The sequence below is a fragment of the Methylomonas rhizoryzae genome (genome assembly GCF_008632455.1).
Taxonomy (GTDB): Bacteria; Pseudomonadota; Gammaproteobacteria; order Methylococcales; family Methylomonadaceae; genus Methylomonas; species Methylomonas rhizoryzae.
Map to the genome: position 1 here is coordinate 2450925 of NZ_CP043929.1, position 19404 is coordinate 2470328.

The following is a 19404-nucleotide window of genomic DNA, read 5'->3' on the forward strand; positions in this document are numbered from 1 at the left end:
TTTTATGCCATTATCTTATGCCGGACGCGAGAGGCTCAGCCCGCGTCCGCCGCATCCCGACTTCAAGGCGAATCCGACCATGTTGCAATTACTGCTCAGACCGATCATCTTCGTTACTCTGATCATGGGGATATTGGTATTGGGCGAGCTGTTAGCCATAGGCAGACTGACTTGGTTAAATCACCAGCGCATCAACAAAATAGAGACCGACATCGGCAAAGGCCATAGACTACAACAAACCATTTTCGAGCTATTGCAGCTGCAGGCCAAACTGGCGATGCACCAGAGCAGCAATCACGGTACGGCGGAGGAAATCGCCGATGTAGAAGCGCACCTGGTGGACTTGTTACGCAATTTCAACGGCGCCCATTTCAGCGTGCCGGTCGATTTACACGACTTGCAAGACAAATTCGCCAAAGCGTTCAAAGGCGATTCCGACGCCCTGATAGACACGGTCAACCTGATACAAAAAGCCTTGGATCAACAAACCGAAGAAGAGGAAAAGCTGCTGATCAGCATTGAAGACAATAGCCAATTGGAGTTGGAGTTGGCGGTGGCGCTGCCGCTGCTATTGTTCTGGGTCGGACATTATTTCTTCCGCACCAACGTCCTGGAGCCCTTACACGCGCTACGGCATTTGCTGTCCGGTTTGGCGGAAGGCGTTAAAAAACCGATAGCGCTGAAAACGTCCGATCCGGTCATTCGCGATTTGTTCGAACGTTACAACCTGCTGGTCGCCCATCTTATCGAACTGGAACAAGCTCATCTGACCTATACCAATCGTTTGGAAACCCAAGTGCGTAAAACCAGCCACGAATTACTGGAACAGAGCCAGCGCCTGGCCAAGGCCGAACGTTTGGCGGCCCTGACCGAAATGGCGGCCAGTACCGCGCACGAATTGCGCAATCCTTTAGCCATCATTCAGCTGGCTTTGGAAAACATGCAGAGCGAAACCGCCGATCCCGACATGCGCGAGCGCATCGGCCTGCTGCATCAGGAAGTCAACCGTCTGACCAAACATTTGAACGACTTGCTCAGCAACGCCCGTAAAAGCAGCGAAGCGGCCCAGCCTTTAAACATCCGGCAGATCGTTAAAGAAATAACCAGCTTATTGAGTTACCAGGTGCCGGACACTATTATTTTCGACATTCAATGCCGATTCGACAGCGTGGCGACCCTGCCGGAAACCGAATTCAGACAAGTGTTGCTGAATTTGCTGCAAAACGCCGTACAAGCTATAGGCGAGCGTGCCGGTACGATTACGGTGGAAATTTCTCAGGCCGGCCGGCAATTTTCCTTGGCTGTCACCGATACCGGCGGCGGCTTCACAAGCGATATATTGCAACAAGGCATACGCCCGTTCGTAAGTCTTAAAGAAAAAGGCAGCGGTTTGGGCTTAGTGATGGTGCAACGCTTCGTTCGCGAAAACCACGGGACGCTGAAATTGGAAAACACGCCCGCAGGTCACGCCCGCATTGCCTTGACTCTACCTTTGGTGCCGGCTTAATTGCTTATGATGACTAATACACTGCTGATCATCGAAGACGAAAATCTGCTCGCCGCCGAATTGGCGCGCTATTTTCGCAAAGCCGACTGGGAGGTCAGCGTGGTAGCCACGCTACAGCAAGCCGAAAATTTCTTTCGTGATCAAAGCATAGACCCGCTGGTGGTGTTATCGGACATGAGTTTGCCGGACGGCAATGCCTTGGACTTACTGGAAAAGCTCAAACCGGAAATCGACAGCAGCGAGTGGGTGTTTTTAACCGGTTACGGTAGCGTGGCCGATTCGGTAAGAGCGGTGCGGTTAGGCGCCTACGACTTCATCGAAAAACCCTGTTCGTTGGATAGATTGAACCTCTTGGTGGAAGGTGCGGCACGTAGCGCCCGTGCCCAGCGCCGCCTGCAGCAACAAGCCGAGTCCCAGCACGGCCACTATAAAATCGATAGCTTGATCGGCGATAGCCCGGCCATGCTGCAATTGCGGGCGATGTTGCGACAAATCGTCAAAGTACCGTTTTCCAGTTTGATCGTCAGCGGAGAAACCGGCACCGGCAAGGGCATGATAGCCCGCATCCTGCATTATTCCGGCGCGCGCGCCCAGGCCCCGCTGGTGGAAATCAATTGTGCCGCCCTGCCGCGCGAGCTGTTGGAAGCGGAATTGTTCGGTTACGAATCCGGCGCCTTCACCGGCGCCAAAAAACGCCATCGCGGCTTGTTCGAACAAGCCCATACCGGCACTTTGTTTTTGGACGAAATCGGCGAAATGGATTTGGATTTGCAAAGCAAGTTGTTGAAAGCGGTCGAAGATCTGCGCATACGCCGCTTGGGCGGCGAAACCGAAATCAGCGTCGACGTGCAAATCATCGCCGCCACTAATTTGGACTTAGTGGAAAAAGTCAACGCCGGCTTGTTCAGACGGGATTTGTATCATCGCTTGAACGTGGTCAACGTGAAAGTACCGGCTCTACGCGAGCGCAAACAGGATTTAGAACAATTGGTGCCGCAATTCGTTGCCGAATGCAATCGCAAGTCGGCCAAATCGGTGTCGCTAATACCCGACACGGCTTGGCAATTGATCAAACGCTACGATTGGCCCGGCAACATCCGCGAGCTGCGCAACGTACTGGAACGTTGTGTGTTGTTGGCCGCCGATAATAAATTGCCCGCCGAATGGCTGCAATTGCAAAGCCTGCAAACCCCGGGCAATCATGCTATGAGCGCGACCCAAGAAGGCTTGTTCATACCGCTGGACGGCAGCTTGAGCTTACACGAGATGGAAAAATTCATCATTCAAGAAGCCTTGAACCGCACCGATGCCAACGTTACCGCCGCGGCGCGCATGCTGGGCACCACCCGCGAGACCCTACGCTACCGCGTGCAGAAATATCATTTGAAATGTAAGTTTTAAAGATAGCGCCGCTTCAATCGCCGACGGTAAAGTCGCGCGATTCCATCATGTTTTCCAGCATGCCGAACAAGCGCCGCGGACTGATCAAACAACCGCGTCCGTTAGCGCGCGGCATGATTTCCACGCTGATTTGCTGCTGTACCAGACGCTGCAAAATGTTGTAGACGAAATAGTCGATAGAATTCGCGACCGCCGGCAGATCGGCCCATTCCCCGCTGGCGGCTTGTTCCGCAAACCACTTGTAAGGCCATACCGGCTGAGTTTCACAACCGTCTACTTCGCGGGTAATCCAGTTCGGCCCGTCTTTCAAACCCCACACTTCGTCGGTTTCGAATATCCGATATAAAAAATATTCCAACAAATCGTCATCCGACATGGAAGGAATGGCGGCGATTTCATCCGTATGAGGTTCGTAGCGCATAAGTCTTCCTCTATAAGCTTTAAAACTATCATTCAGCAAAAATTACACCACGCTCATTAACAAGGCATAATCGATGCATCTATTTGAAATTTAAACCTATTTTTTATGTGGTTTTGAAGTATTCCCTACCAGGCCACTCGGAAATTGTCGCAAACTCCACAAGAAATGCGCGTTATTTGAGTTGAAAATAGTTCGATTCGTCGACTGATATAGCCAAGCCGCCAATATCGCCTAGGTTTCCCTCGCGCCGGCTGATTGGTAAATGCAATGGCATAGCTATTGCTCAAATACAGTCGAGGATTGCCGGCAGTTTGCTGATTAGCGCAAGTGCGAAACGGTAAGCAACACCGGCGCGCAGTTGGCGATATTAGCTGACTGCGAAATCCTGCCCCGCTTCTATAAGACAAAAAAGAGGAACATGACATGGCTGAATTTTACGTCGAACTCAATCCGCAATCTAACGGTGATCATGTGGTGCATTTTGCCACCTGCAGTCATTTGCCCGCACAAGATACGATTCGTTACTTGGGCTCTATTTCCAATTGCGGCAGTGCCTTGAAAAAGGCCGGTCAAACATACAAACAGGTGAATGGTTGTCCTGAATGCGCAAGCGCATTTTATACGGCTTAACTAGCCCGAAATTTACGTCCGATTTTTAATGCGCTCAACCCCGGCTACCCGGATTTGTAACTGCTAAACCAAAATCGGACGTAAATGACTAACCGGCCCGACTCGATTGCATCCAGCCTGCTTTCAAAACGGTGAATTGAGTTAACGCTTTTCGTCGGACTCTTCGCCAACTTCCCATTCCTCGACAGCAACTTCAATGATTTTACCGCTGGCAGCATCCACTTCCACCTTGGTTTCCATGCCTTTGCTGTCCAAAATGTCGAACTCGTAAGAGGACGACCCGTTTTCCTCCACCTCGTATTCAACTTCCTCGACTTTACCCGGATAAGCTTTCAACGCAATGGCCATAGCCTCTTGCTCGCCAATCTTAAGATTCTTTTTAAATGCCGGTGAATTGGGATCGCTGACCTCGCTTTCGGTCTCGGTAATTTTTCCACTGTCGGCAGCGCAGATAAATTCCCATTCGTTGCCGTCGGCGTCGCGCAATTCCAATTCATAAGCACCTTTACCGCCTGTAACGAGTTTTTCCAGTTTAAGCAAGCTTCCGGACTTGGTTTTCTGAACAGCCTTGATACATGCTTCGAGCGCGTCACCGCTAGCGAACACATCAACAGTCAATGCCGAACCCAGGGTGATTGCACCCATCAATAATGCTTTATTCATGACGAGTCTCCTATAAAGAAAAAGGAAAAATTCCTGTTTTTCGGGAATCATACCTGCTTGTCGCTTATCAAGCCATGAGTTTTTGCGAATTGCCGCATGTCCGGCTTGGTTTCCAGCCCTAATTTAATTTTGATTTGAGTCTGGCAGTTTGAAACCGTTTTACGACTGATCTGCAAAAACTCGGCAATCTGTTGCAAGGAGCATCCATCGGCCAACATGCAAAACACATCGAATTCTCTGGAGCTTAAGCATTCGAACGGCAGCAATAAGCGCTTGATCTGCCTAACGGCCAAAGGCTGGGCAATGCTATGGTCGACATGCAAACGCTGCCGAGCAACGGTTTCTTTGACCAGCATAAATTCGGTCAGGCTTTTTTCACCATTAAGCAAGGCATATACGCCTGGCCTTAAAAACCATAACGCGTCAGCTATCGGGTTCGACAGCACCACCGCGATTGCGCATTCGGGCCGCAATGCGCGGCATTGATCTATATAGTCTATTGACTGTGCTTGATCCCGGCTGGACAACAGTAGCAAATCCACGCAATGCGTGGAATACTCTCTCAAATCGAACCGCTCCATCACTTTGACGACCAAACCGGCAGGTAGGAAATCGTTAACTGTCAGGCCGATTTCCGCCAAAGCTTCACCTACCACTAACAAATCCACATGCAAATTTTCCAAGATGCTTTCTCCGCCATGACTTGGAATAAGATTGTATCCGCTCGTGTCTTGCGTTTAACCAATCGGTACTGCAGAAATCAGCAATAACGCGGAAACCAGCCGTTGGCTGCGACAAAAAAGTTCGATCGCTTCAAAACCCTTTAGCTTTCAAGCCGGCGCGATATATTGATAGAATTAGCTTATTTACTAGTTAAGCCTGCACCCGGCTACAAAATGGAGGTATTGATGCACGGCCTTGCGGCTAGAGGCAGTTTGATTTTGCTATTGGCCATCTTATCCTTAAACTGTAGCGGTCCGGTTGCTCGCGTCTCCGAGGAGTTTGTACCGGAAGTCCCCTTGCGAAACGGTGAATTACCGCTTACAGCCTTCGCCGCTTTACCGTTGATCCAGAATTTAGCGCTATCTCCAAGCGGAGACTACACCGCATTTATTCAAAACACCGAAGGCCATAGCGCATTAGTGACCCAAGATCGCAGCGGCCGTAACTCGTGCGTGGTATTGAGCACCGATAACGACAAATACCACATCCGCGGCTTTACCTGGGTCAATGATCGGCGCCTGTTAGTCAGCGTCTGGTATCCGGACCACGCTGCCGATCTAAAATTTATCCAAACCCGAATGTTTGCCGTCAACCTCGACGGCAGCGAGCTGAAAAGCGATTTAGTAGAAATCAACATCCCCTCGTTCGCCGGCAGATTTCACATTCCTCAATTTCAAGACACGTATGCGCTGATTCCGAAAGACGACCGCCATATTTTACTGGCACTGGACCAACGGCAACCCGGCGCTCCCGACATGTACCGCCTGGACGTTTACAGCGGCGAGCGGAAAACCGTAGCCGGCAATCCCGGGTTTGTACGGCGCTGGCTAGCGGATTTACAAGGCCGTGTCCGTATCGGCATCGGCATTGTCGGCAGCAAAACCATGCGCGTCGTGCATAGAACCAACGACGAAAGCGACTGGCAAACCTTGTTCGAATTCGACGCCCTAAGCGGCGATGCCATCGCTCCGCTAGGTTTCGATGAAAATCCCGAGGCCTTGTACGTAACCAAACAGCATCAAGGCAAAGCTGCCGTATTCAAAATGCGGGTGTCTGCCCCCCAGTCTGCTATGGAACTTGTCTATGCCGATAGCAAATACGACGTTAATGGCATATTGGTTTACTCCGCGGCCGGCTATCAAGTATTGGGCATTCGCTACACGGCGGACACCGAGAAAACTGTTTATTGGCATCCGCATGCCGGCCATCTGCAAACCGCCATCGACACAGCCCTGCCCGATCGGGAAAATACCATCATCAGCAGCGCCGGATCTCAACACATCCTGGTATCCTCCAGCGCCGCGCAGGCGCCCGGCTATTACTGGCTGGATTCCGGCAACAACAGAATGGGTAAGCTGATAGACGCCTATCCCTTATTGTCCGGGCAAACCCTGGCCCAATCTCAATCGGTGCATTTCAAAACCCGGGATGGTCTGGAATTGGAGGGATATTTAACCCGACCGACGCGAATTAACGCCGTCAGCCCTGCCATCGTCTTTCCGCACGGCGGCCCTTGGTCTAGGGACAGCCACGGCTTCGACATTTGGACGCAATTTTTTGCAAACCGGGGCTGGACGGTATTGCAGTTGAATTTTCGCGGCTCGGCCGGTTACGGCCGCGAGTTCGAAAGTGCCGGCTTTCGGCGTTGGGGCCTGGCAATGCAAGACGACATTAGCGACGGCGTGCATTGGCTGCTGGAGCAAGGTCTGGCAACGCCCGGCAGGATTTGTATCGTAGGTGCCAGCTACGGCGGTTACGCCGCGCTGATGGGCGCAATCAAAACATCCGAATTATACCAATGCGCGATCAGTTTCGCCCCGGTTACCGATTTGCGGCACTTAATCGAGGAATGGAGCGACATGCGTTGGCAGGATCACCGCTTACGTTCCGAGCAGGCCGAACATGCGTTGGGCCGTTGGTGGTCCGACCGAACCCGCTTGAAAGAAACCTCTCCGCTGGAACAAGCAAGCCGCATGCGCACCCCGCTTTTGTTGGCGCACGGCGCCGACGATTGGACCGTGCATGTCGGGCATTCGCGAGACATGGTCGATGCATTGGAAAGCGCCGGTTTCAAGGATCTGGTCTATCTGGAGTTAAGTCAAGGCGATCATTATTTAAGCCGCGAAGCCGACCGTACCCGCTTTTTCTCCGAAATGGATAAATTTTTACATCGTTTCAATTAGGGGCTAATGCCGAACTCTAAAAAGGATATGCCTGCGCAAAGATACGCGAGTTTAATCGTCTCCGCTGCCCGCATTGACCGGCGGCCTAAAATTTTCGCCGGCTATTTCGCCAAGCGCCAAATCAATACCGGTCAAATTCCTACTGCCTGCGCAGAAACCATAGCGCCCATAAACTCATCAATTCCATCGCCTCTATCCGGCGAACACGGAAAAATTATATTTAAACCATAAGCTTATATTAAGTCCGGCACTATAAGTCATCCTCGGCAAATAAAATTCGAGCTGATTTTTTAACCCGACTATTGGATAATGGGTAGTGTTTTCAGCTTTTGAATCAGGTAAATAGTTAGATGGAGAAACAGCATAGTTTCACGCGCGACCAATTATTGATGTCCGGCCGCGGCGAATTGTACGGCCCGACCAACGCGCAACTGCCCATGCCGCCGATGCTGATGATGGATCGCATCATCCATATTTCCGACGAAGGCGGCAAATACGGCAAAGGTGAAATTATTGCTGAACTGGATATCAAACCCGATCTGTGGTTCTTCGATTGCCATTTTCTCGGTGATCCGGTGATGCCCGGTTGTCTCGGCCTGGATGCGATGTGGCAACTGATCGGCTTCTATTTGTGCTGGATGGGCGGCCCCGGCAAAGGTAGAGCGCTAGGCTGCGGAGAAGTTAAATTCACCGGTCAAGTGCTGCCCAGCGCACAAAAAGTAACGTACAAAATCGATTTGAAACGGGTGATTTTGCGCAAGTTGGTCATGGGGATAGCCGACGCCACCATGGATGTCGACGGCAAACTGATCTACGAGGCCACGGACTTACGCGTCGGACTGTTCACCTCTACACAAGACTTTTGAGGATACACCTTATGAGACGCGCGGTTGTAACTGGCTTAGGTATAGTCTCCAGCATCGGCAATAATCGCGACGAGGTAATCGATTCGTTGCGCAACGGCCGTTCCGGCATAGTCCATGCCGACATATACCGGGAAATGGGCTTTCGCAGCCATGTGCACGGGCCGATCAATCTCGATTTGGATGCGGCGATAGACCGCAAAATCAAACGCTTCATGGGCGACGGCGCCGCCTACAACTATCTGGCCATGGAACAAGCCATTGCCGATTCCGGGCTTGCCGAAAGCGAAGTCTCCAACATTCGCACCGGCTTGGTGATGGGGTCCGGTGGCCCGTCCACCTCCAATTTAGTGGATGCGGCGGACATTTTGCGTTCCAAAGGCGTCAAGAAAGTCGGGCCGTACATGGTGACTCGCGCCATGTCCAGCACCAATACCGCTTGTCTGGCAACCCCTTTTAAAATCAAGGGCGTCAATTACAGCATCAGCTCGGCCTGTGCCACCAGCGCGCATTGCATAGGGCACGCGATGGAGCTGATTCAGCTCAACAAACAAGACGTGGTGTTTGCCGGCGGCGGCGAAGAATTGCATTGGACCATGTCGGTATTGTTCGACGCGATGGGAGCTTTGTCGTCTAAATACAACGACACGCCGGAAACCGCTTCCCGCCCATATGACGCCAGCCGCGACGGCTTCGTGATCTCGGGCGGCGGCGGCGTTTTGGTGATCGAAGAACTCGAACACGCCAAAGCCCGCGGCGCCAAAATTTACGCGGAACTGGTCGGCTACGGCGCCACCTCGGACGGATACGATATGGTGCAACCTTCCGGGGAAGGCGCGATTCGCTGCATGCAAATGGCAATGTCAACCGTATCGGACCCGATCGATTACATCAACGCACATGGCACCAGCACCCCAGTGGGCGATATGCGCGAATTGGAAGCGTTGCGGGCGGTCTTTGGAGCTGGCGACGTGCCGGCGGTCAGTTCGACCAAATCCCTGACAGGCCACGCGCTTGGCGCCGCCGGGGTTAACGAAGCGATTTATTCCTTGCTGATGATGCAGGAAAACTTTTTAAGCGCTTCCGCGAACATCACCGAATTGGATTCCGAAGCCAACGGCATTCCTATCGTGCGCGAATACCGCGAAAACGCCAGGCTAAACACCGTGATGTCCAACAGCTTCGGTTTCGGCGGCACCAACGCCACCCTGATATTTCAGCGTTATAACGGTTAACCCTTGTCGGCCGGATTTTCGTTCCGGCCGCCCTACTCTGCCAGCATGAGCGAACTCGAACAAAAATCCCGCACCCAGTTCAACAAACTGCAAAAACGCCTGAGACGCAACGTCGGCGAAGCCATAGCCGATTACAACATGATAGAAGACGGCGACAAGGTGATGGTGTGTTTGTCCGGCGGCAAAGACTCTTACACGATGCTGGACGTTCTGTTGAATTTACAGAAAACCGCGCCGGTCAGTTTCGAGATCATCGCCGTCAATCTGGATCAAAAACAGCCGGGTTTTCCTGAGCACGTGTTGCCGGAATATCTTAGCGCCATCGGCGTGCCGTTTCACATCATCGAACACGACACCTACAGCATCGTCAAAAGAATCATTCCGGAAGGTAAAACCACCTGCAGCCTTTGTTCCAGATTGCGGCGAGGTACCTTATACGGATTCGCGAAACAACATGAGGTTACTAAAATCGCGCTGGGCCACCACCGCGAGGACATCATGGAAACCTTTTTCCTGAACATGTTTTATGCAGGAAAATTAAAGGCCATGCCGCCCAAACTGCTTAGCGACGACAAACAAAACATCGTGATTCGGCCCTTAGCCTACTGCCGGGAAAAAGACATCAACCGCTTTGCCGCGTTTAAGAAATTTCCTATCATTCCGTGCAATTTATGCGGCTCGCAGGAAAACTTGCAGCGCACCGCGATGAAACACATGCTGGCGCAATGGGATAAACAATTTCCGGGCCGGTTGGAAACGATTTTTGCCAGCCTGCAAAATATCGCCCCATCGCAAATGTTAGATACCGGCTTATTCGACTTCGCCGGCCTGTCAGTCGACCCGGATTTTGCGGCGCTACGCATTCCGTCGGACGAACCCGGCCTGGACATACTAGAACGCTAACAACCATGGGCATCCGCAATGCAACCTACAATTCTGGTGACCGGCGGTGCCGGTTACATAGGTAGTCACACCTGCGTCGAACTGTTGGAAAACGGCTACCAAGTCGTCGTAGTCGATAACTTATGTAATAGTAAAATAGAATCCCTGCGCAGAATCGAGCGCATCACCCGGCGTACCGTCGCCTTTCATCAAATAGACATTAACGACGTCGATGCGCTGGATAAGGTATTTGCCGAGTATTCGATAGACGCCGTCATTCACTTCGCCGGTTTGAAAGCCGTCGGCGAGTCGTGTCAAATTCCGCTGAAATATTATGGCAACAACATCACCGGTACCTTGGTGTTGCTGGAGACGATGACGGCGCACCAGGTAAAGCGTTTGGTGTTCAGCTCCTCCGCCACGGTTTACGGCGACCCTCATCAGGTACCGATAAGCGAAGACTTTCCGTTACAAGCGACCAATCCTTACGGCCGCACCAAATTGTTCATCGAGGATATTTTACGCGACACGAGTGCCGCCGATGGTTTACAGCAAACCGATCGGCCCTGGCAAATGACTCTGTTGCGCTATTTCAATCCTATCGGCGCACATAGCAGCGGCTTGATCGGGGAAGATCCGAACGGCATTCCCAACAATCTGATGCCTTATATTTCCCAAGTGGCGATAGGAAAACTAGCGCAGCTCTCGATTTTCGGCAACGATTATCCAACGGTGGACGGCACCGGCGTGCGCGATTACATTCACGTCGTCGATTTGGCGCAAGGACACATCAAAGCTTTGCAATTCCTGCTCAAGCAGCCGTTCGACACCGGCATTTGCGAGGTATTCAATCTGGGCACCGGTAACGGCTATAGCGTGCTGGAGATGCTCAACACGTTTAGCGAAGTCAGCGGCAAACCCATTCCTTACCGTATCGCCGCGCGCCGATCCGGCGATATCGCCACTTGTTTCGCCGATCCATCCCGTGCGCAACGCTTGTTAGGCTGGAAGGCCGAACGGGATCTGTCGCAAATGATGCAGGATACTTGGCGCTGGCAAAGCCAAAACCCCAACGGGTTCGACTAAGCGATTTTCGATATAGGCTTTGCCGGCACCGGCCCGGCTTAAACCGGCAGAGTGCGCCAGATGCAAAGCCAGGCGGTTAAATTTGCCCCAGGCTCAACGCTACTCGCCACAAATCCTCTTCGGTATCGACCCCGGCTTCCGGAGTTTTATCCACCACCCGGACCAGTATCTTTTCGCCGTGCCACAAGATGCGCAGCTGTTCCAGCGCTTCCACGCTTTCCAGCGGCGACGCCGGCCATTCGCAGTAGCGTTGCAAAAAACCGACGGTGTATGCATACAAGCCGATATGCCGCAAATACGGCATCTTACTGTTGTTTATTGCAGGATGGGCGGGAAAAGACGACCTATTCCACGGTATCGGCGCCCGACTGAAATACAAGGCGTAACCGTTTTTATCCAATACCACCTTGACTGCGTTGGGATTGAAAATTTCCTCCGCGTCGCCAATCCTAGCCGCCAAGGTGGCAATACCGGCCGCTGACTGGCCGGCCAACGCCTGCGCGGCGTCACGGATGTAATCGGGCGGAATCAAGGGTTCGTCGCCTTGCAGATTGACCACGATGTCGTCTGCCCGCCAGGCCAAACGCTGTGCCACTTCGGCAATGCGTTCGGTACCGGACTGATGATTGGGATCGGTCATCACCGCCTTAATTCCCAAAGCCGACACGGTATCGAAGATGCGGCTGTCGTCGGTAGCCACCACGACTTGCTCGGCTTGCGCCTGCACGGCCCGCTCGCAGACGTGGGCAATCATCGGCTTGCCGGCAATGTCCAGCAACGGCTTGCCCGGTAAGCGGGTGGAGGCGTAGCGGGCCGGAATGACGACTTTAAACGCAGTCATTGGCGCAAAGCGTCGGCTTCTTCGAAACTCAATGGGCGGGCTTCGTCTTCCAGCATCACCGGTATGCCGTCGCGGATGGGAAAAGCCAAATTATCGGCTTTGCAAATCAATTCTTGCTCTTGTTGCCGATAAAGCAGCGGGCTTTTGCACAACGGGCAAGCCAGTATGTCGAGTAATTTTTTATCCATGGCGTTTGCTCTTCAATAAAGACAATAGATTGTCGGAAAATTCGGCGGGCAATTCGGCGCTTATCGGCAGATACCAGTGCTGAGCGCCAGCGAACGGTGCGCATTTGACCGCGTCTTTTTCGGTCATGATGACCGGGCGGCCGTCTTTAAATGCCAGATCGGCGGCGGTATAGGCGTAATGGTCCGGGTAGGCTTTCGCGCTGCATTGCAAGCCCGCGGCCAGCAAGCTTTGGAAGAAACGTTGCGGATTGCCTATGCCGGCCACCGCGTGGCAGGTCTGACCGGCAAACTCCGTCAAGGCCTTGCGTTCGCCGCTTTGCAAATTGACCAATTCCCGGCCACTGCATTGCATCGGCAGTTCGCCTTCCAGCAATTCGCCGCCGCCGTTGACGATGACCCAATCGACTTGTTTGATGCGCTCTTGCGGTTCTCTAAGCGGCCCGACCGGCAAACAATAGCCGTTACCGAAGCGGCGCTGGCCGTCGATGACCGCAATTTCGATATCGCGTTGCAGTGCATAATGCTGCAAGCCGTCGTCGGAAACGATGATATCGCAGGGATGATGCGCCAACAAATAACGGCCGGCGGCCGGCCTATCCGGACTGACCACGACCGGGCAGCTGCAGCGGCGCGCCAGCAGAACCGCTTCGTCACCGACTACGGCCGGGTCGCTATCGGCAGTCACCGGCTTGGGCTGCTGTTCTTCCTTGCCGGCATAACCGCGGCTAATCACGCCCGGCGTATAACCCTGCCGCTTCAAACATTCGACCAGCCAGACCACCAGCGGGGTCTTGCCGGTACCGCCCACCGTAATATTGCCGACTACAATCACCGGCACCGGCAAGCGGTCGCTTTTCAGCCAGCCTTTGGCATACAAGAAACGCCGCAACCGAATCGCATCCACGTAAAACATCGATAAGGGCATAAACCAGGCGGAAACATACATTTCCTTGTACCAGGCATCTTCCAGCCAGCGGGTCAGGGATTTCTTCATAGTTTTTCCGGCGGGTTGATGGCAAAGGTTACATGCTTGAAGCCGGCTTTGTTGGCGGCTTCCAACGCGCTGACCACTGCTTGGTGCGGGGTTTTACCGTCCGCGTTGATGACGAACGGCCATTGTCCGGCTTCGCCCGGAAGCCGGGCCAAGGCATTTTTCAAGCCTTCCGGGCTTTGCTCCGGCAGCAGTTGCGGCTTGCCGTCGTCGCCCGACAATGCGTAACGGCCTTGGGCATCTATGAACAAATTGACGGTTTTCCCGGCATATTCGCTATCTTCGCCGCCGGCTTCCGGTAAGTTGATTTTCAAATCGGTGTGGTGGCGGAAGGTAGTGGCCAACATGAAAAAAAACAGCAACACCAATAACACGTCTATCATCGGTATCAGATTGATATCCACCGGCGCGCGTTTCTTGCGGCGAAAATCCATCAAACGTCCTCGCGCTGGCCTTGCATGATGTCGATCAGACGTAGCGATTCTTCTTCCAGATGAATCACTCTATCGTCGACTACCCTCTCGAAATAACGGTGGAAAAACAAGCTGGGGATGGCCACAGTCAAACCGGTAGCGGTACAAATCAAGGCTTCGGAAATACCGGCGCTCAATACGCCCGGGTCGCCCATGCCGCCGACCGCGATGTCGGAAAATACCCGGATGATGCCGTCCACGGTACCCAACAAGCCCATTAATGGCGTCACCGCCGCCAAAGTGCCCAATAAATTCAGATAGCGTTCCAGCTCGTGCGCCACTTGGCGACCGACTTCCTCTATGCTGGTTTTCATGATTTCCCGGCCGTGTTTCCGGTTCAGCAAACCGGCGGCCAATACCCGCCCCAGCGGCGAACTCATCCTAATGCGGCGTACGGTGGCGTCGTCCAATTTGTTTTCCCGGTGCAATTGCCAAATATACGGCACCAGCTCCGCAGGAATAATGCGCCGGCGGCGTAACGACCAGAAACGTTCACCGATAATGGCCATAGACGCAATGGAACACAACAGCAGTGGCAGCATCATCCAGCCGCCGCTTTTTACGATTTCGAACACCTATCACTATCCTCTTATGCTAAGCCTATGATTTTAACCCAATGCCGGGACTTTTTGCCGTCCGACCCCAAGATAGGCCACCAGTAAACCTACGCCGGCCGCCAACGCGGCAATCACGAAGACCGAGCCGCCGCCCAAACGCTCCCAACAGTAGCCGCTGTAAAAACTGCCGATCATGCCGCCTAGCCCGAAACTGAGGCTGGCATATAAAGCTTGGCCCTTACCTTGATGGCGGGCGCCGAAATAGTGCCGAAGCAGCTGCATGGCGACCACATGGGCGATGCCGAAACTGGCCGCATGCAAGGTTTGAGCGATCAGAACCCAGGGCAAATTGCTTGGGTAATAGGCGATCAGCCACCACCTGAACACCGTCAATCCTAAGCTTATCAATAGCAAACGGCGTAAGGACAGATAGTTCAATATGCCGGCCACCCATACAAACAACAGAATTTCCGCCGCCACGCCTAAAGACCACAATAGCCCGGTCCAGGTAGTACTATAGTGAAATTGCTGTAAGTACAAGGAATAAAACGCGTAATACGGCCCGTGCGAGATTTGCAACAGCAGGTAAACCAGGAAAAACGCCAGCACTTCGGGGCGCCACAACAGCTGCCATAGACTGCCTTGATCTTGATGTTTGACGTTTGCTACGACCTCCGGTATCGATAAGGCCGTCAACCAGTTAGCCGCCAACAAGGCCAAAATCACCGCGGGTAGCGTGTGCACCGGAACGAACTCCAACAAGCCGCCCACGCCGAGCACCGCGGCGATAAAACCCACCGATCCCCACAGCCTAACCCGGCTGTAGCGCTGCGGTTCCGTCTGCAGATGCAGCAGCGTGGCCGCCTCGAATTGCGGCAGCGTCGCATTCCAGAACATGCTGTAACAAAAGGTAACCAAAGCCACCCAGTAATAATCGACCGTATACAAAAATCCGGCAAAACTAACGGCGGACAAGGCGCTGCTCCAGCGAATCAGTCGCAGACAGGAACCGGTTTTATCGGCCAGCCAGCCCCATAAATACGGGGCAACGATTTTGGTCGCCACCAAAATACTGATGATTTCGCCGATTTGCCGGGCACTGAAACCGTTCTGCTTCAGATATAAGCCCCAATAGGGCAAGTAAGTCCCTAAAGCGGCGAAATAAAAGAAGTAGAAGCCGGATAAGCGCCAATACGGCAAGGCCATCAGCGCAGTATCGGCAAGCCGCTGGCCACGTGCAGGTTCTGCGCCCTGTGCCTGAGCAAATGATCCATCAGCACGATAGCCACCATCGCCTCGGCAATCGGCGTGGCGCGGATGCCGACGCAGGGGTCGTGCCTGCCCTCGGTCACCACCTCGATGGGCTCGCCCCTTACGTTAATACTGCGGCCGGGCAGGCGCAAGCTGGAGGTCGGCTTCAAGGCAATATGTGCGACCACGTCCTGACCGGTGGAAATGCCGCCCAGGATGCCGCCGGCATGATTGCTCAAAAAACCCTCGGGGGTGATTTCGTCGCGAAATTGCGTGCCTTTGGAAGCCACGCAGCCAAAGCCGTCGCCTATTTCCACACCTTTGACCGCATTGATGCTCATCAAGGCATACGCCAATTCGGCGTCCAGACGGTCGAAGATCGGCTCGCCCAGCCCGGGCGGTACCTTGCTGGCCACCACGTCGATTTTGGCCCCTATCGATTCGCCTTCCTTACGCAACGCATCCATGTAGGCTTCCATCTCCGCGACTTTGCCGGCATCCGGGCAAAAGAACGGGTTGTTGGGAATCTCGTCCCAATCGAAAGCCTCGATTTTGATAGGCCCGAGCTGGGATAAATAGCCGCGCACCCGTATCCCGTGCTGCTCGAACAAATATTTCTTGGCGATAGCGCCGGCCGCTACCCGCATCGCGGTTTCCCGGGCGGACGAACGGCCGCCGCCGCGGTAATCGCGAAAACCGTATTTATGCTGATAGGTGTAATCGGCATGGCCGGGACGAAAACTTTCGGCGATTTTGGCGTAATCTTTGGAACGCTGATCGGTGTTTTCGATCAGCAAGCCGATGGGCGTGCCGGTGGTTTTGCCTTCGAACACGCCCGACAGAATTTTTACCTGATCGGCTTCCCGCCGTTGCGTGGTATGCCGCGAAGTACCGGGCTTGCGCCTGTCCAAATCGATTTGCAGATCGGCTTCGCACAATTCCAGCCCCGGCGGGCAACCGTCGACAATGGCGCCTAAAGCCGGGCCGTGGCTCTCGCCGAAGGTAGTGACGGTGAATAATTTTCCTATGCTGTTTCCGGACATGCTTATACCGCGCTTGCGAAAAGAGAGTGATATTCGGCGACTTGCCGGGCCGTCAACAGAAACACGCCGTCGCCACCGCGTTCGAATTCCAACCAGTGAAACGGCACGCCGGGAAACAGGTCTTGCAAGGTTTGCGCGCTGCTACCGACTTCGACGATCAAAATGCCTTCGGAGGCTAAATAGTCGTTGGCCGCCGCCAAAATGCGCAACACCACATCCAAACCGGTTTCGCCGCCGGTAAAACCCATTGCCGGCTCGGCGTGGTATTCGACCGGCAGGTTTTCCCATTCGCTAATCGCTACGTACGGCGGATTGCTGACTATCACGTCGTAAGGTTTTTCCGGCAGATCGGCAAACAAGTCGGAGCGGATCAACGCGACTTGCTCGTCCAGCTCGTGCTTTTGCACGTTGATTTGCGCCACCGCCAACGCATCTTGCGACAAATCGACGGCATCCACTTGCGCCTCGGGGAAGGCGTAAGCGCAGGCAACGGCGATGCAAGCGCTACCGGTGCACAAATCCAGAATGTTGAATACCGATTCTTCGTCTATCCACGGCTCGAAGCGCTGCTCTATCAATTCGGCGATCGGCGAGCGCGGCACCAACACCCGTTGGTCCACGTAAAACGGCAAACCGGCAAAAATCGCCTCGTTAGTCAGATAGGCGGAAGGAATGCGCTCGACGATGCGGCGCTCGACCAAAGCTACTACGGTCTGGCGTTCCGCCATGCTCAGCGCGCAATCCAAATAGGCGTCGGCTAAATCGTAGGGTTGATGCAAAGTGTGCAAAACGATGGCGGCCGCTTCGTCCAGCGGCGCTACGGTACCGTGCCCCAAAAACACCTGATATTCGGCGAACCGGCTCGCCGCCCAACGAATATAGTCTCTAATGCTGTTCAGGCTTGTGATAACATCCGGGGACGTGATGGTCATGAGATTTAGCGATCGATAAAAACGGCCGATTTTAAACCAAACCCCAGTGCTTGTCCGCATAAAGCAACCGCGATGACCGAGGCCCCTTCCCGCGTCCCCCCACACAAACTGGCGAAAAACCGATTATTTCTGGATTGCTACAAATATATGCAGTCCGACAAACTGGCCTTGCCGACCATTCCCGACTTCTCGGTCAAGATCCGCCGCGCCATCAACGAGCCGACCGCCAACAGCAACAAAATCGCCCGCGTAGTGCAAACCGATCCCAGCATCACCGCCCGTTTGATCAAGATTTCCAACAGCCCGTTGTACCGCGGCCGGAGAAAAATCGAAAGCTGTCCGGAGGCCTTGACCCGTTTGGGCTTGAAAGCCGCCCAAGACATTATCACCGTATTCGCCCTGAAAGCCGTGTTCAACGCCAAAACCGCGGTGATTCGCCGCAAAATGCAGGAACTTTGGTCGCACAGCAGTCACGTGGCGGCGATCAGCGCGGTGTTGGCGCACAAAACCCCCGGCTTCGATCCGGACCGGGCCATGTTGGCAGGCCTGGTGCACGACATCGGCATCGTCCCTATCTTGGCTTATGCGGACCGCCAACCCGACATTTTGACCTCCCCGACCGACTTGGCCGACACGGTGCGCGAACTGCGCTCGGAAATCGGCGTGCAGATCATCCGCAAATGGGATTTTCCGACCGACTTCGAAGACGTGGTGGTGCACGCCGAAAATTGGTTTCGCAACAGCGGCGATCAAGCCACCTATAGCGACATCGTGATGATTTCCCAATTGCACAGTTTCATCGGCAAAGTGGACGTGAAAAAAATGCCGCGAATGGACGATTTGCCGGCCTACAGAAAACTGGCCGCCGGCAATCTGGACGCGGATTTGAGCATCAATATTCTCGATCAAGTCAAAGACGAGATCGAAAGCATTCGGACGATGTTGAATTAAAGCGCCGGAGCCAGCACGCCGTGGAGACAAACGATCCCTATCATCTGCAACGCTTCCTGACTGCTCAAGCCGCAAGCTACGAGCGAGCCCTTCGCGAACTGCACGGCGGGCGTAAACTCACGCATTGGATTTGGTACATATTCCCCCAAGTAGCAGGCCTTGGCCATAGCCCTACCGCCCAAGAATACGCCATCCATTCCAAGCAAGAAGCCATCGCCTATCTGGCTCACCCCGTACTCGGTCATCGCTTGCGCCAATGTTGCGCGGCTTTGCTGGAGCACTCCGGCAAGCCCATCGCCCACATCATGGGTTATCCGGACGATTTGAAACTACGCTCGTCGATGACCTTATTCGCCGCGGTTTCCGAAGCGGACAACATTTTTGCCCGGATATTGGCGACTTTCTACGCCGGAAATAGTGACGCCAACACTATCGCCTTCCTGTCGGCGGACGATTGATTCGGCAAGCGCCCCAAAGCCCCCGCCGCCGCTATTCCCAAGTTTCAGTCCAAATAGCCGTACTAGCGTTTGAAACGGCAATTTGTGCAAATCTAGCGCTTTTTCCATACAAACATTCCGAGAAA

The 19404-nt window shown here is 53.8% G+C and carries 21 protein-coding genes; 10 read left to right on the plus strand and 11 right to left on the minus strand.

Going from position 1 to position 19404, the window contains the following annotated elements; all coding sequences use genetic code 11:
- Positions 1–4 precede the first annotated feature (4 nt).
- Complete coding sequence (locus F1E05_RS10960; RefSeq protein WP_232056629.1) at positions 5–1507, plus strand: sensor histidine kinase; 1503 nt, start codon at positions 5–7, stop codon at positions 1505–1507.
- A 9-nt stretch (positions 1508–1516) separates the two neighbouring features.
- Entirely contained in the window at positions 1517–2908 is a 1392-nt protein-coding gene (locus F1E05_RS10965) for a sigma-54-dependent transcriptional regulator (RefSeq protein WP_150051942.1), read from the plus strand.
- Between the two features lie 13 nt (positions 2909–2921).
- Here the strand turns inward: F1E05_RS10965 and F1E05_RS10970 are convergent, their stop codons facing one another.
- Entirely contained in the window at positions 2922–3329 is a 408-nt protein-coding gene (locus F1E05_RS10970) for a DUF2750 domain-containing protein (RefSeq protein ID WP_232056630.1), read from the minus strand.
- 423 nt (positions 3330–3752) lie between these two features.
- Between F1E05_RS10970 and F1E05_RS10975 the strand changes: the two genes are divergently transcribed.
- Positions 3753–3959 carry a hypothetical protein gene (locus tag F1E05_RS10975; protein WP_150048388.1) on the plus strand — a complete coding sequence of 69 codons (207 nt, stop codon included), beginning with the start codon at positions 3753–3755 and terminating at the stop codon, positions 3957–3959.
- A gap of 141 nt (positions 3960–4100) precedes the next feature.
- Here F1E05_RS10975 and F1E05_RS10980 read toward each other — a convergent pair whose 3' ends face one another.
- Together F1E05_RS10980 and F1E05_RS10985 are read right to left on the minus strand one after the other, a co-directional pair.
- Positions 4101–4622, minus strand: coding sequence for a PepSY domain-containing protein (locus F1E05_RS10980; RefSeq protein WP_150048390.1), 522 nt, complete (start codon positions 4620–4622; stop codon positions 4101–4103).
- A 47-nt stretch (positions 4623–4669) separates the two neighbouring features.
- A complete protein-coding gene (locus tag F1E05_RS10985) occupies positions 4670–5305 on the minus strand; it encodes a helix-turn-helix transcriptional regulator (RefSeq protein WP_150048392.1) in 636 nt (211 codons plus the stop codon).
- 225 nt (positions 5306–5530) lie between these two features.
- On the opposite strand from F1E05_RS10985, the gene F1E05_RS10990 reads away from it, so the two are divergent.
- From F1E05_RS10990 to galE, 5 genes are all read left to right on the plus strand, one after another.
- The gene (locus F1E05_RS10990; RefSeq protein WP_190303110.1) at positions 5531–7528 is read left to right on the plus strand and encodes an alpha/beta hydrolase family protein; all 1998 of its coding nucleotides are present in this window, start codon (positions 5531–5533) and stop codon (positions 7526–7528) included.
- Positions 7529–7878: 350 nt separating this feature from the next.
- Positions 7879–8394 (plus strand): 3-hydroxyacyl-[acyl-carrier-protein] dehydratase FabA, encoded by a 516-nt coding sequence (gene fabA, locus F1E05_RS10995; RefSeq protein WP_150048396.1) that lies wholly within the window; start codon positions 7879–7881, stop codon positions 8392–8394.
- Between the two features lie 11 nt (positions 8395–8405).
- Entirely contained in the window at positions 8406–9626 is a 1221-nt protein-coding gene (gene fabB, locus F1E05_RS11000; RefSeq protein WP_150048398.1) for a beta-ketoacyl-ACP synthase I, read from the plus strand.
- Between the two features lie 45 nt (positions 9627–9671).
- Complete coding sequence (ttcA, locus tag F1E05_RS11005) at positions 9672–10529, plus strand: tRNA 2-thiocytidine(32) synthetase TtcA (protein ID WP_150048400.1); 858 nt, start codon at positions 9672–9674, stop codon at positions 10527–10529.
- An 18-nt stretch (positions 10530–10547) separates the two neighbouring features.
- The gene (gene galE, locus F1E05_RS11010) at positions 10548–11594 is read left to right on the plus strand and encodes a UDP-glucose 4-epimerase GalE (RefSeq protein WP_150048402.1); all 1047 of its coding nucleotides are present in this window, start codon (positions 10548–10550) and stop codon (positions 11592–11594) included.
- 76 nt (positions 11595–11670) lie between these two features.
- On the opposite strand, the gene kdsB is transcribed toward galE, so the two are convergent.
- Genes kdsB through prmB form a run of 8 tightly spaced genes read right to left on the minus strand, consistent with a single transcriptional unit; the run spans position 11671 to position 17870 of the window.
- Complete coding sequence (gene kdsB, locus F1E05_RS11015) at positions 11671–12435, minus strand: 3-deoxy-manno-octulosonate cytidylyltransferase (RefSeq protein ID WP_150048404.1); 765 nt, start codon at positions 12433–12435, stop codon at positions 11671–11673.
- Positions 12432–12623: a Trm112 family protein gene (locus F1E05_RS11020; RefSeq protein WP_150048406.1), complete on the minus strand. Its 192-nt coding sequence runs from the start codon at positions 12621–12623 to the stop codon at positions 12432–12434. Before F1E05_RS11020 ends, kdsB begins: the two co-directional genes overlap by 4 nt.
- Positions 12616–13617 (minus strand): tetraacyldisaccharide 4'-kinase, encoded by a 1002-nt coding sequence (gene lpxK, locus F1E05_RS11025; RefSeq protein WP_150048408.1) that lies wholly within the window; start codon positions 13615–13617, stop codon positions 12616–12618. The genes F1E05_RS11020 and lpxK overlap by 8 nt, the downstream gene beginning before the upstream one ends.
- Entirely contained in the window at positions 13614–14048 is a 435-nt protein-coding gene (locus F1E05_RS11030) for an ExbD/TolR family protein (RefSeq protein ID WP_150048410.1), read from the minus strand. The genes lpxK and F1E05_RS11030 overlap by 4 nt, the downstream gene beginning before the upstream one ends.
- Positions 14048–14662 (minus strand): MotA/TolQ/ExbB proton channel family protein, encoded by a 615-nt coding sequence (locus F1E05_RS11035; RefSeq protein WP_150048412.1) that lies wholly within the window; start codon positions 14660–14662, stop codon positions 14048–14050. The genes F1E05_RS11030 and F1E05_RS11035 overlap by 1 nt, the downstream gene beginning before the upstream one ends.
- A 33-nt stretch (positions 14663–14695) precedes the next feature.
- Entirely contained in the window at positions 14696–15850 is a 1155-nt protein-coding gene (locus F1E05_RS11040) for an MFS transporter (RefSeq protein ID WP_150048414.1), read from the minus strand.
- Entirely contained in the window at positions 15850–16938 is a 1089-nt protein-coding gene (gene aroC / locus F1E05_RS11045) for a chorismate synthase (RefSeq protein WP_150048416.1), read from the minus strand. The genes F1E05_RS11040 and aroC overlap by 1 nt, the downstream gene beginning before the upstream one ends.
- 2 nt (positions 16939–16940) lie before the next feature.
- Positions 16941–17870: a 50S ribosomal protein L3 N(5)-glutamine methyltransferase gene (gene prmB, locus F1E05_RS11050; RefSeq protein WP_150048418.1), complete on the minus strand. Its 930-nt coding sequence runs from the start codon at positions 17868–17870 to the stop codon at positions 16941–16943.
- Between the two features lie 72 nt (positions 17871–17942).
- Between prmB and F1E05_RS11055 the strand changes: the two genes are divergently transcribed.
- Both F1E05_RS11055 and F1E05_RS11060 read left to right on the plus strand, forming a co-directional pair.
- Positions 17943–18821 carry an HDOD domain-containing protein gene (locus F1E05_RS11055; protein WP_150048420.1) on the plus strand — a complete coding sequence of 293 codons (879 nt, stop codon included), beginning with the start codon at positions 17943–17945 and terminating at the stop codon, positions 18819–18821.
- A gap of 20 nt (positions 18822–18841) precedes the next feature.
- Positions 18842–19279 carry a DUF1810 domain-containing protein gene (locus F1E05_RS11060; protein ID WP_150048422.1) on the plus strand — a complete coding sequence of 146 codons (438 nt, stop codon included), beginning with the start codon at positions 18842–18844 and terminating at the stop codon, positions 19277–19279.
- The last annotated feature ends 125 nt before the right edge of the window (positions 19280–19404 follow it).